Annotated in this window: 9 protein-coding genes and 1 pseudogene; 2 read left to right on the top strand and 8 right to left on the bottom strand. The window is 57.7% G+C overall.

Features of this window, described 5'->3' with window-relative positions; translation table 11 throughout:
- Positions 1–233 precede the first annotated feature (233 nt).
- Positions 234–736, top strand: a pseudogene (locus JJB09_RS19840) (integrase core domain-containing protein); the annotation flags it as partial.
- Between the two features lie 165 nt (positions 737–901).
- Here JJB09_RS19840 and JJB09_RS19835 read toward each other — a convergent pair.
- The 7 genes from JJB09_RS19835 to JJB09_RS19805 all read right to left on the bottom strand — a co-directional run bounded on the left by JJB09_RS19835 (position 902) and on the right by JJB09_RS19805 (position 10,695).
- A complete protein-coding gene (locus tag JJB09_RS19835; protein WP_201662360.1) occupies positions 902–1,831 on the bottom strand; it encodes a nucleoside hydrolase in 930 nt (309 codons plus the stop codon).
- Between the two features lie 103 nt (positions 1,832–1,934).
- A complete protein-coding gene (locus JJB09_RS19830; RefSeq protein WP_201662357.1) occupies positions 1,935–3,965 on the bottom strand; it encodes a dipeptide ABC transporter ATP-binding protein in 2,031 nt (676 codons plus the stop codon).
- Positions 3,958–4,839 (bottom strand): ABC transporter permease, encoded by an 882-nt coding sequence (locus JJB09_RS19825; RefSeq protein ID WP_201662354.1) that lies wholly within the window; start codon positions 4,837–4,839, stop codon positions 3,958–3,960. Before JJB09_RS19825 ends, JJB09_RS19830 begins: the two co-directional genes overlap by 8 nt.
- Positions 4,836–5,801 carry an ABC transporter permease gene (locus tag JJB09_RS19820; protein WP_201662351.1) on the bottom strand — a complete coding sequence of 322 codons (966 nt, stop codon included), beginning with the start codon at positions 5,799–5,801 and terminating at the stop codon, positions 4,836–4,838. The genes JJB09_RS19825 and JJB09_RS19820 overlap by 4 nt, the downstream gene beginning before the upstream one ends.
- A gap of 57 nt (positions 5,802–5,858) precedes the next feature.
- A complete protein-coding gene (locus tag JJB09_RS19815; protein WP_201662600.1) occupies positions 5,859–7,517 on the bottom strand; it encodes an ABC transporter substrate-binding protein in 1,659 nt (552 codons plus the stop codon).
- 469 nt (positions 7,518–7,986) lie between these two features.
- A complete protein-coding gene (locus JJB09_RS19810) occupies positions 7,987–9,486 on the bottom strand; it encodes an HAL/PAL/TAL family ammonia-lyase (RefSeq protein ID WP_201662348.1) in 1,500 nt (499 codons plus the stop codon).
- 417 nt (positions 9,487–9,903) lie between these two features.
- The gene (locus JJB09_RS19805) at positions 9,904–10,695 is read right to left on the bottom strand and encodes a HalD/BesD family halogenase (RefSeq protein WP_201662345.1); all 792 of its coding nucleotides are present in this window, start codon (positions 10,693–10,695) and stop codon (positions 9,904–9,906) included.
- Positions 10,696–11,070: 375 nt separating this feature from the next.
- Between JJB09_RS19805 and JJB09_RS19800 the strand changes: the two genes are divergently transcribed.
- On the top strand, positions 11,071–11,958 hold the full coding sequence (locus tag JJB09_RS19800; protein WP_201662342.1) for a LysR substrate-binding domain-containing protein: 888 nt from the start codon (positions 11,071–11,073) through the stop codon (positions 11,956–11,958).
- Positions 11,959–12,198: 240 nt separating this feature from the next.
- Here the strand turns inward: JJB09_RS19800 and JJB09_RS19795 are convergent, their stop codons facing one another.
- A complete protein-coding gene (locus JJB09_RS19795; RefSeq protein WP_201662339.1) occupies positions 12,199–12,861 on the bottom strand; it encodes an FCD domain-containing protein in 663 nt (220 codons plus the stop codon).
- Positions 12,862–12,868 lie beyond the last annotated feature (7 nt).

Below are 12,868 nucleotides of genomic sequence, written 5' to 3'. Positions count from 1 at the left end.
CGGCGCGAAATGAACCGCACTGTTTGATCGTGTGGTTCCCGGAGCGGCGGGTCTGTGGCGGCGTTACAGAATCAAGGCTGCCTGCTCCGGGTAAGGGAGCATGCTTGATCGATGAGCCTCGAAAGCCTGATAATCGTGCCTATTTGCATAAGCCCTATGTGGCGGTGCAATGCGGCAATTTCAAGAGTGCATGTTAGCTGCTGCCGGAATAGGAAAGCGACGGCGTAAAATTCGATCACCCCAGGGAGTGCCTGACACTCGTCGCCGATACATCGCTATCTGGTCTGCGGGTTGCCCGTGAGCTGGATCGGATCATCGACGAGCGCGGCAAACCCAAGATGATCGTCAGTGACAACGGCAGCGAGTTCACCAGCAACGCGATTCTGCAATGGACGGACCGGGCCAAGGTGGATTGGCACTATATTGCACCGGGCAAGCCGATCCAGAACGCCTTCATCGAAAGCTTCAGCGGGCCGCTGCGAGACGAACTCTTGAACGAAACCCTCTTCTCGTCACTGACCCATGCCCGATCGGCGCTTTCGAACTGGCGCAGCGATTACAACGATCACCGACCGCACTCCGGCCTCGGCTGGCTGACACCCGCCGAGTTCGCTCAGACCATCAACCCGCGACCCGATGTGGTGCCGCGCAGCCGAAATGGCTCCGCACCGCAACCCGCCGCTACACCCCAAATACAGCAACCCAAAACCGCTGGAGCAAACTCAAAACTGGATAAAACTTGGGGCAAGGTCACTCCCTCTCCATCCAATGCCAAAAGCCGGATGTTCAGACGAAATCTGACGCGGGGGTAAATTGGATGCGGATTGCCCCGCCAATGCGGCCAATTTCGCAGGCTGGATTACATTGGGCCGGAATGCGCAGCCAAGAGCCACCTCCGTTCTCAACCACAAAACACCCCCGCGAGACGGCTCCTTATCAAAGCGAGTACGCGGATATCGTCCACTTCGGTCATCACGAGGCAATTCGGGGTGTGGCCTTTCAAATCCCATTCGGTTACGTCGGCAACGGTTCGCCCAAAGCATGGGCCATCAGTGGTGTCGACTGTCAGATAAGCATCGACGCCGGAAAAGAGCGTCTGATCGATCAGATAGGCGATGACACAGGCATCGTGGAGTGCCGTATCGCTCAGAGAATAATGCCTTAGCATTTCTGCGGCTTTTCGGGCGGCCGGGGCTTTTAGAGCGGCAAGCTCGTCTATCAGCCCATGAATGATCCGGCATTTGTTCGTGACATCGAGTCCGAACATGGTCGTTGGAATGCCGAAACTCAATACAATCCGAGCGGCATAGGGATCGCACCAAATATTGAACTCGGCCTGGGATGTCATATTTCCGGGACCAAAGGCCGCGCCACCCATAAAGACGATGCGTTGGATTTTGGCAGCAATCTCGGGTTCTTTGACAAGCGCCAGCGCGATGTTTGTCAGGGGACCAATGGCGCAGACCGTCACCTCTCCCGGGGTGGCATTGATCTGGGAAATGAGAGCGTCGACAGCATGTTGCGGCCGGGCCGTAAAATCGGGATCGTCTAATTCCACTTCCCCAAGTCCATCGGATCCATGAGACGATTGATGCTGTGGAGCGGCCTGCATCAGATAGCGCTCGCAACCGCGATGCACGGCGATGTCACCGCGACCGACGAGCGACAGGATGCGGCGTGCATTCAGTTCCGCCTTGTCGACCGAACGATTGCCGACGACCGTATGGATTGCGCGGACCTCGATTTCATGGGGCGACGCCAAAGCCAATAGAATGGCTATGGCGTCATCAATTCCGGGATCGCAGTCGATGATTATTTGCTGTGGCGCCAATTCTGGTCTCGTTTCTTCTGTTGAACTGGGGTGTCTTCGGTGTTTCGCTGGGAACCTCACGCGATTGCAGCAAGTGCGGGTATTGGAGTGTTTCCATATATTTTCAGGTCTCGAAAAAACTCCGTTCGCTTTCATTGTTTCGAAAGTGCAATAGTTCGCTGGCCGGCAAATGGCAGCGGATGACATGATCGTCGCCGATCATCTGATTCTTGGGAGGCTCGACGTCGCACTTGCCCGAAATCCTGTGCAGACAGCGCGAATGAAAAACGCAGCCACTGGGAATAGTGGCGGCTGATGGCATCTCTCCAGTCAGCTTGACCCTTTCATTACGGCGGCCGTAAACATCGGGGACAGCGGACAGCAATGCTGCCGTATAGGGGTGTTGCGGACCGTCGAAGATCTCGCTCGCCGGCCCCACCTGCACAAGCTCGCCCAAGTACATCACCGCTATTCGGTCCGAGAGATATTGCACGACGCCCAGATCGTGCGAGATCAGGATGTAGCCAACCTTATGCGCGGCCTGAAGCGAGACAAGCACATTCAGAATTGCTGCCTGAACGGAGGCATCAAGCGCCGACGTCGGCTCGTCACAGACGACAATCTGCGGATCGCTTGCAAAGGCGCGCGCGATGGCAACACGCTGCTTCAGCCCACCTGAGAGCTGGCGTGGCAGCATCTCCAGAAAACGTGCGTCCAGCCGGACCGACTTTGCAAGGTCTTCCACGCGCTTGTTACGTGCAGCACCGTAAAGTCCGGCCAACACGCTGATTGTCCTGCCTATCGTCCGACGAATGGACTGCGAGCGGTTAAGCGCTGTATCGGGGTTCTGAAAAACAATCTGAAGCTGCTTCGATTGCGCTCGGGTGCGTTTCTTCGTCGTGGCCGACAGCGGCTGTCCCATCAGGGCGATCTTACTGCCTGCATCGGGAGAGATCAGCCCCAGGATACTGCGGGCGAGCGTCGTCTTTCCGCTGCCGGATTCACCGACGATCCCAAGCGTCTCACCGGCCCGAAGCTTCAAATTGATGTTGCGCAGGACGCGGAATTCCAGGTTGGGGCCGCCGAACGTCTTGTTGACGCCTTCGATATCCAGAATGATGTCTTCCGATACGGCGCTCGGTTCGAGCCGTTGCGGCGGCTCAATCGTCATTGCGTCGACGCTTTCCGGATAATGGCATTTGGTCATCCGACCCGCAATCTGCAGTGGCTGCGGATCTTCAGCATGGCAGCGTGGCGCGGCGATGCTGCATCGGGAAGCAAACACGCAACCCGATTTGATGCTGCCGGGCTGGGGGGGAACGCCAGGTATCGTCTCCAGCGGCGTAGATTTCGTCCGTCCTGCCCTTGGCAAGCAGCTTAGAATCCCAGCGGTATAGGGGTGTTTTGGGGCGCGGAACAACTCGTGCGCGGCACCCTCCTCCACCAATCTTCCCGCATAAAACACCCCAACGCGGTCGCAGATCTGCCCGATGATGCCAAGGTTATGACTGATAAAGAGAACAGCGGTCGAAAGTTCCTGTCGAAGTTGCTGAATCAGATCGAGCACATCGGCCTCAACCGTCGCGTCAAGGCCCGTTGTGGGCTCGTCCAGCACCAGAAGGCGGGGATTGCTGGCGATCGCCATGGCGATGCATATTCTCTGTTGCATTCCGCCTGACAACTGATGGGGATATCGATCCATAACCCGCTGCGGGTCGCTGATGCGCACCTTGTTCAGCACGTCGATCGTGCGCGCGACCCATTCCGCCCGAGGCACGCCCGAAAGAGCGAATATCTCCTGGATCTGCCGACCGATGCGGATGGACGGATTCAGCGCCCGGGATGGATCCTGATACACCATCGCTACGGAAGTACGCCGCACTTGCCGCAGGCTGCGCTCGCTCATCGCAGCGATGTCCTTGCCGTCGATCAGTATCCGCCCGCCCGTGACAGAGCCATTGCTCGGAAGGTATCGCAGGGCAGCAAAGGCTGCGGTGGACTTGCCAGATCCGGATTCCCCGACGATGCCGTAGGCCTCGCCGTTCTTGATGTTGAGCGTTATTCCATTGAGAATCTGCTGCTCCACGCCCTTGACGCGGTAGGCAACGCCAACGTCTTCAAAGGACAATGCATATGGGCTGTGCTGCTCAGTCATAGGAAAGACTTTCAAGGCCGTCGGCGATCAGGTTGATTGCAACGACGAGAGAGGTGATAGCCGCGCCGTCGAAAACGACGGTCCACCAGAAGCCGCCGGCCATCAAGACGTAGTTCGACGATATTGACAGCCCCCAATCCGCCGATGGCGGCTGAATGCCAAAGCCAATGAAGCTAAGCGTCGCGACGGTGAAAATCGCATAGCCAAGGCGCACTGTGGTCTCGACAAGCACCGGTCGGATCACATTCGGCAATATTTCGGCAAACAGGATGTAAAAGTGCGAGTCATGCCTCAGTTCGGCGACAGCGATGTAATCGAGCGAACATTCCGTGAGGACTGCACTTCGGACAGTGCGCGCGATGATGGGTGAAAAGGTGAAGGCGATGACAACCACGACGGTAATGATCGACGTTCCGAGCGCGGTCAGTGCAAGCAGCGCGACGATAATGGTAGGCAGCGCAAGAATGGCATCAACCAGACGACTTAATATCTCGTCGACCCAACCACCATAGTAGCCCATGACCAGGCCGAGGGTGGTGCCAAGGACCGTGCTCAGTATTGTCGCGATCGGGGCAACGGTCAGAATGTCGCGTGACCCGACCAGCACGCGCGAAAATATATCGCGCCCCAGCTGATCGGTCCCGAACCAATGCTCCCATGATGGGGGCTTGAGCGACATCAGCAGATTGTCGGCAAACGGATCGTGATGCACAATGAACGGCCCGAAAATTGCGCAGAGCAGCCAGAACATGACGATCGAGAAGCCGACTACAAACGACGGCGTGCGCAAGAGGCGGTACAGATCGCGTTCGAAGTTCGATAAAATGCGCTTGGGCTCCGATGCACCCGATGCTGTTATGGTTTGCACGCTCATGAGCGTCCCTCGAGACGAATGCGGGGATTGAGGGCGGCAAACATCAGATCAGCGATGAGCGTGACGACCGCAAAGATGGCGCCGACGGACATCACGCCTGCCTGCAACATGGGGAAATCCTTTTTCTTGGCTGCGAAATAGATCAGGCTACCAATGCCCTGATACCGGAAGATGAGTTCGATCACGACAAGGCCACCAATCAGGTAGACCGTCTGCGAGGCGATCACGCTTATTGTCGGCGCGAGCGCGTTCCGCAGACAGTGTCGCCAGATGACCAACGGATATGACAGTCCTTTCAGGATTGCCGTGCGCGTGTAATCGGAATCGAGCGCCTCGATCATGCTCGCCCGCGTCATCCGCGCAATGTATCCAAAGAGCACAAGCACCAACGGGATCGAAGGCAGGAACAGATGGTAGAGCTGCGTGCCGACACCAGAGCCTGCTGGCCAGACAGCCGAAATTGGAAACCATTGCAGCCAGATGCCGAAAACCAGGATCATGAGGATGGCTGAAATAAACTCAGGCACGACCGTCGCCGATATTCCAATGATCGAAATCGCCTTGTCGATGGCGCTTCGGCGGTAGACGGCCGCAATCACACCGCCCAGGATACTGAGCGGGACAACCATCAGGAAGCCCATGAATGCCAGTTTGGCGGAGTTGGCCAACGCACCCGTCAAGAACTGCGCGACAGGCATCCTGTATGCGGAGGATTTGCCCAGATCCCCGGTAACGAAACCTGCCATCCAGTCGACATATTGCCGGACAAGCGGCCGGTCGGCTCCCATTTCATGATTGAGTGCATCCACGGCACGCTGATCCGCAAAGGGGCCAAGCATTGCCCGGCCGACATTCCCCGGCAGAATATGCGATCCGGCAAAAACGAGAAGGCTAAGCACCCAAAGCGTCACAAGGGCAAAGCCAAATCTTCTGATTACATAGCTAACTATGTTCGCCTCCATATCACGTCGCTTGCGATTGATCTGCACGCTCCGCGCAAGCGGAGCGTGCAGAAGCAATCAGACCTTGGCTTGAGCCAGGAACAGATGGCCCATTGCAGTCAGGGTCACCCCGCTGACAGTTTTGCTGGTGGCGCTCAGCATGTCCTGAAAATAGCCGAAGAGGATCGGACTCTCGTCCAACAGAAGGGACTGAATCTTCCCGGACGCCTCGCGCTGTGCCTCAAGGTCAAGTGCGCGCACATAGCCCGCGACAAGAGTGTCGTATTCCGCATTCTTGAAACTGGCTGCATTCCAGGTGCCGGTGCTGCTCAGGGAAGCCTGCAGCACGACATTGGGCACACCCCGATGTCCATAGTCGGTTATGCCCATCTCGCAATCGAGCCAGGGAGATTTGCTCGGAACGGAGTCGCCATAATAGGCACCCTGATCCATGATGTTGAGCGAAATGTTGCCGTTGATCTCCTTGACCGCATTCTGGATAAGGACTGCATATTCCGGAATTTCCAGGTATTTCTCGGTGGTCAGAGTCGCCTCGAAACCTGCCGACATGCCAGCCGCTTCCATAAGCTGCTTGGCCTCTGCGATGTTCTTTTGGCGTTGAGGAACGTTTTGACCGGTTGACGGGTAGGTGGGCATGAACGGATTGTCGTTACCGATTTGCCCGCGGCCCTGCAAAAGTCCGTTAACCAGGGTCGGCCGATCGATACAGAGCGCGATAGCACGGCGGACACGTTTGTCCTTGAAAAGCCCTCGGTCGACCTTCATGTGGACTTGGTGGTGAATCGACGATGGGGTGTTGAGGATTGCGGCGTTGGGATCGTTTATCAGGCCCGTTGACAGCAGTACCGGCAACTGCTGGATGACATCTATCTGCCCGGCTTGAAGCGCGAAAATCTGCGGCTGGTAGTCGTCGAAGAAGTTTGCCTCTACCCGGTCCGGCAGCGCAGGCGCGCCCCAATAATCCGGATTGCGTACAAAGCTGGCGCCAACTTTGGGCGTATAGGTCTCAAGCCTGAAGGGGCCGGTGCCGATCATCGTCTCATCGCCGGATGCCGGCATGGCAGCCGGGACGATGATGGCATTGTAGTTGTCGGTTGAAACAGCATAGGGGAAATTGCCGTTCGCCTGTTCCAGATGAAACTCCACCGTGTGTTCGTCGACCTTGCGCGTGCCGCCCTTCGACAGCAATCCAGCGAACACGGAAAGTGCGTTTGATGCGTTGGCCGGATCGCAGAGCCGATCGAAAGTGGCGACAACGTCATCTGCCGTCATTGCCTCGCCATTGTGGAACTTTACGCCCTGACGAAGCTTGAAGGTCCAGACCGTACCATCGTCATTGGGTTTCCAGCTTTCGGCCAACAACGGCTTTATCTTCAGGTCGGCGTCCGAAAGGACCAGTGTTTCACCGTACTGCGACATAACCGTAACGCCAGCGGCATCTGCGACGGTAAGAGGGTTCATTGTTCCGCCTGGAACGATCTGCCCGTAGCGAACTGTCCCGCCGGCAGGCTGGCTAAAAGCGCGTTGCGGCGCTACTGAGAGACCTACCGCAGCCGAAATCCCCCCCATCATCGGCACGGAAAGCCCCAGCAACGAACCGTGACGAAGAAATTCCCGGCGGCTCACTCTCCCAGCAAGGAGCCCATCGACGAGGTGGTTTTCATTCGCGGTAAGTCTGCGACGCAGCAGATCCAGCGCGCTAAATTTTGCCGGCATAACGTTCCTCCCTTGTACTCCCCGCGTTTGGACCTCCAGCCCAATCGGATACGCGGGGATGTAGGGGGACGTTAGCGGATGTTTACAGGGCGACAACCTCTCAAAAAATTTGGCTTGCCTAAGATAAACTAAACACAAACACTTTTTGAGTGTATATTGATCTATTGACGCTCTCGGATTGCAGATCTTGTCCAACGGACATCCGCATTAACTTTCATCAAGGCCAGCAGTGGTAAAGACAGAAGAGAACAGCCTGGGAATATGCCTCGCAAAGGCGAGTTACATCCGCTCGGCCTATTCGCCTAGCGTAAATCGATCGCCTCAATCGATAAGGCCGGGGCGAACAGGATTTCCATCCCAGCCGCGTTCATGCGCCGGATCATCGGCGCATGAACGATCCACTGTACGTTGCGGCCATAGCAGCACAGGCCGGCGATGAAAGCCTGCGTCTTCCAGCGGCCAGATGTATTTATGCGGAAATACGATGCAGCGGTTCGGACAAGAGCGGTCGCACCCGCGCGAAATCCGCATTAAGCGGCCTGTCATCCGCGTATGTGGGGACCCTGGCCCGTACGGCCCGATACAACGAATCTGTGCCTGGCGCGCGATGCAACGCGGCAGGCTGGCAATCATAAGCTTGTGCTGCGGCTAGCAATTCGATGGTGAGGATCAGCTCCAGATTGTCGATAACGGCCAATGCCTTGAAAGCTGCGGGTGTCGCGTGGGTCAATATATCCTCCTGAAGCGCGGAGGTTACGCCCCCATCAAGGCTTGCCGGGGCGGCTAGCCGTCGATTTTCGGACACAAGCGATACCGCAGTATACTGCGCGATCATGAATCCTGACGCTATGCCGGTTCGGGCTGCAAGAAAGGCGGGCAAACCACTGACGAGAGGATTTACCAGCCGATCGATGCGCCGCTCCGAAATCTCGGCCAGTTCTGCCGTAGCAATCGCAAGATTGTCCATGGCAAAACCGAGCGCCGCACCTACAGCATGGGCCTGCGATAGCACACGCGGCGAACCCGCCGTACCGACGATTGCGGGATTGTCGGTCACGCTTTGCAGTTCCCGATCGACGGTGACGCAGATCTGCTCGAACAAATCCCGCGCCGCGCCATGGATCTGGGGAATGGCGCGCAGGCTGAGCGGGTCCTGGGTACGCCGACCCATCGACGCCGCCAGTATGGCGCTGCCGTGGAGGTAGAACCGCAGGCTTGCACCCACGGCAGAGACCCCTGGCGACGAGCGCAAGGCCATAGCCTGCTCGTCGAACACATCGACTTGCCCGCCGAGGTTTTCATAGCTCATTGCGGCTGCCGCATCGCTCCAATCCATCAGGCGCTCATGTCGGGCGAGAGCCAAGGCCGCAAGTCCGGTGGCGCATGGCGTACCATTCACCAGGCTCAAACCCTCCTTAGCACGAAGCTGCATCGGCCGCAGCCCGACGCGCTCAAGAGCCTCGGCGCCCGACACGATCCTGCCCTGACAAAGGGCCTGTCCTTCGCCGATCAACACAAGACCGATCTCGGCGGCGTGGGCCAGATACCCAACGGATCCGCGTGACGGGATGACCGGCTCGATCCCGGCATTGAGCAGCGTCAGCAAGGCTTCGACAGTTTCCAGCCGGATACCGGAATAGCCGTGGGCGAAGTTGGCAATTTGCGCTGCCATGATCGCGCGGGTTTCCTGGGATCCGAGGGGGCTGCCGACACCCACGCAATGGCTGTGCAGGATATTGTGCGACAGCATACCCTGTTGAGAACGATCGACGATAACGTCGGACAACGCGCCGACACCGGTGTTGATCCCATAGCCAAGAATAGAGCGTTCAACAATTTCTTCTACCAAGCGCTGCGATGTGGTGATCCGCCCGCGGGCGGCATCAGACAGAACCAGCCGAGCGCCCCCGGCCACCAAACACAGGTCGCGCCAGTTCAGCGCATCATTCAATACGACGCCTTCAGCCATGGAGTATCCTTCTTTCTCGGCGCCACCGGAAACAGCCAACATGATCGTTGGCAGGTTTTGCGCCTAACTTCTATGGCACCCGGGGCAGCCGTCACTGTTTCAAGACTACGATATCCGGCCTGGAGCCGGACGTTATTTTTAAGTGCGGGCGACGGGCGTCATGGTCCGGGACAAGAATGGCAGCAGAGCGCGATGGGCGTGGGTCCATCAGCATGATGTCGACATACATGCTAGGGGATGGGCACAGATTGCTGCGCATCGACAGCACGCGGATTGCTACAAAGCGCATCCGGCCCTGATGGCCGCCAGCCAGAAAACGCCCTTGTGCAGCCATCTGCTGGAAGCTGGAGGGCCAGCATTCTATGATGGCCCTCGTCGATTCACGACATCTCGACAACTGCAGTGCTCGCTCAGATCTCAGGCAACAGACCGGCCGTAGAAACCAAGCTGCTCCTTCGCCGTCATGACGACGCCCGGATGGTTGAAGAAAGCAAAAATTGCGACCATGCGCTCAGTCGGCCCCTTGACCCGCACAACGCGGTGCAGGGTATTGACGCCACGGAAGACATTCAGCGCGCCTGCCTTCAGCGTCGCCTTTTTGACTTCCGGGTCCTCACCGCGCAACACGGCGGCAACACCATCAAAGTTTGGTGTTTCAGGCGTGCGCAGGTCCTTGCGGTATTCCAGCTCACCCCCTTCATCGGCCGCCTGAAGCAGGATCGTCGTGGTGAACTCCGATCTGTCGAAATGCCAGTTCAAAGCCTCGCCGTCGCGACTCGCCTGGACGTTTACCCGCGCCATCGGATCTTCCATATGATAAAGCACATCCTTGCCCATCGTGGCGGCGAGGAAGTCGGCGAAGGGTTGCCACTCGTAGAGATCGATAACCGGATTTCCCGCCAATTGGTCCGCGCAAAGCGTATGGTTCACTGTCTCGACCTTGGCCATGGCAGGATGGTCGTCGCTCAACCCCTCGACGGTGTCGCGAAAATAGATGTTGTGCTGGCGGGCGTGACGAAAGCTCTCTGTCGCCATGGCGGGCTTTGCCGCATCGGCGGCGGCCCTGGTCGCTTCGGCACGCATGAACCCGGGCAGTTCAAACATGCCGTCGGCAGCAAGACGCTCTTTGCAGCTCTCAACAAGAGCCGCGTATTCGAGGCTTTCGGGACGGTCCAGTGGATAGGTTTCGAGGTCGATAACATGTTTCATACTACATCCTCCGATTTGCAGTGCTTCGGATCTTCGCCGGGGAACTTGAGTTGCGCAATCGGCCAAAAAATTACGCTGCCTAAGAAAAACTTATGCACTGTCGGGCGGTTACTTTCAGCTGCGCGTGTACGACCCAGTCAGTTAAAGATGCGGTGCGCTGCGTAAACGCACCGGCTGACCAAGTATCTCGCGGTGTCTGTGCAATGTCCGCCGCAACCGTCGTTGCATTGCCAGAGCGCGATTTGCTGATATGATTGCCATCTCGCGGTCACCTTGGCTCCTGGCAATCGCTGCGCCTGGCTAGAACCTGACCACTATCCAACCGAATGCCGAGGGCCGACGACAATTCCCCTGACTTTGCCCCCCCTGAATGCCTTGCGGGCGTTCGAAGCGGCCGCCCGGACCGGCAGCTATGTCGCGGCCGCGGAAGAGATGGGTGTCTCCTCCGCGGCAATCAGCCAGCATATTCGCAAGCTGGAGGATTACCTCGGTAAACAGATGTTCCTGCGGCTAAACAACCGCATTGTCCTGACAGATGCCGGACACGCCATTTTCGACGGCGCTGCAGTCGGTTTGCAGCTGATTTCCGAGGTTACCGAACAGCTCGTTCTGGATCGCTCCAGATCCCGACTGGTGGTCAGTGCAATCGAATCGGTGGCGGAGAGATGGGTCATTCCGCGGCTGACCAGCTATTCCCGCTCGTGTCCGGAGTTCCGGTTCGACCTGAGGGTCGAGCCGGATCCCGTTGATTTTGCGCGGCACAATATCGACCTTCGGATCGCTTACAATCCTACTCATTATCCGGAGCACGCCATTGTCCCGCTGGAGCATGACGTGGTTCTTCCGCTTTGCAGCCCCGAATATCTGGAGCGCAATCCTGCAGTGCGCGACCACGGCATGGCGATGGTGCCAGGTGACGACTTGTTGCACACAAGCTGGGGCCCGAGTTTCGCTTCTCATCCGACGTGGCATGACTGGTTTGTGAAAGCGAAGCTAAGTCCGCACTTGGCAACCAAGGGGTTTCAGGCCAGCAATTCGCGTGTTGCGCTGGATCTGGCCGGTCAGGGTATTGGCGTTGCTCTTGGTCAACGTATGATGGCTCTGGACGATATGGCGGCCGGAAGGCTGGTGGCATTGTCCGACATCACGATCGACTTGGGCCACAGCTATTGCCTGGTCTATCCCCGCGCCAAGAAACGCAAGCGACATCTGGCCGAACTGATCGACTGGTTCACGAGAGCAGACACTCCGTCCGATTCTTGAGTGGCCGGAATCGGTTGCTGGCTCGAAAAGCCGGTTGAGTGCCGGGGTTGGATTGCGAGGCAGTCTGTCGCGAACACTTTTAGGCTCAGGCCCTATTGATTGAAGTTCTTTTTCGAATTCGGTGCGTTTTGATTCACTCATGGCAGGAGGATTTGTCATGAGTGACATGTATTTGCTGACGCCCTCACAGTTTGCTCGGATCAGGCTGTATTTTCCGCTTGCTTGCCAAGATCAAGAGTCTCAGCTTTTATGAAGGTTCAGGCGTTCCTGTGCCTTGACGAGGTGGTGGCGTGCGGCAAGCCTTGCTTCTTCGGCGTTACCGGCGGCTATTGCCTCAAAGATCTTGACGTGCTCGTCGAGAACCGTTTCGGCCAGTCCGGCCTGGCGCGCGGAGTTGCCGCGAGCGACCTTGATCGTCTCAGCCAGCACGGATGCGAGAAACTCCTGAAAACGAACGATCGCCGCATTCTTGGAAAGCTGCGCTATAAGGCGGTGAAACGTCACGTCGGCATCGACCCCACGATCGAAATCGTTGGGGGCAGACAGTGCCTTGAGCGATTTTTCCAAATGCGCGAGGTCCGTCTTCGTCCGGCGTATTGCTGCTAATGCTGCCGCTTCGCTTTCCACCCCAACGCGCAGCTCGTAGACTTCGCGGATCGATGTCTTCTGCTCGCTGTCTTCCAGCCCGAGGCGAAACGACCGCGTCACTTCCATGGGGTCGGCCACGTAGATGCCGGATCCCTGCTTGGCAATCACCAGTCCATCGGTCTGAAGCCGCGAAATCGCTTCGCGAATAACGGTGCGGCTGACGTTGAAACTCTCTGTCAGCTCCTTTTCCGTAGGCAGTCGGGAGCCCGGCGCTGTCCGCCCGGACTGGATGTCATTGCGCAGGGATTCGAGCACCTGATCC

This window comes from Phytoamicus setariae (genome assembly GCF_016722925.1).
In the GTDB taxonomy this organism is placed as follows: domain Bacteria; phylum Pseudomonadota; class Alphaproteobacteria; order Rhizobiales; family Rhizobiaceae; genus Rhizobium_E; species Rhizobium_E setariae.
The sequence above is the reverse complement of the archived record's forward strand: the minus strand, read 5'-3'. Positions and strand labels throughout refer to the sequence as shown.

Bases quoted from the DNA above. Each gene is read 5' to 3' on its own strand.
- JJB09_RS19825 (WP_201662354.1), bottom strand. From the start codon at position 4,839: ATGAGCGTGCAAACCATAACAGCATCGGGTGCATCGGAGCCCAAGCGC.
- JJB09_RS19815 (WP_201662600.1), bottom strand. From the start codon at position 7,517: ATGCCGGCAAAATTTAGCGCGCTGGATCTGCTGCGTCGCAGACTTACC.
- JJB09_RS19810 (WP_201662348.1), bottom strand. From the start codon at position 9,486: ATGGCTGAAGGCGTCGTATTGAATGATGCGCTGAACTGGCGCGACCTG.
- JJB09_RS19830 (WP_201662357.1), bottom strand. From the start codon at position 3,965: ATGACTGAGCAGCACAGCCCATATGCATTGTCCTTTGAAGACGTTGGC.
- JJB09_RS19805 (WP_201662345.1), bottom strand. From the start codon at position 10,695: ATGAAACATGTTATCGACCTCGAAACCTATCCACTGGACCGTCCCGAA.
- JJB09_RS19820 (WP_201662351.1), bottom strand. From the start codon at position 5,801: ATGGAGGCGAACATAGTTAGCTATGTAATCAGAAGATTTGGCTTTGCC.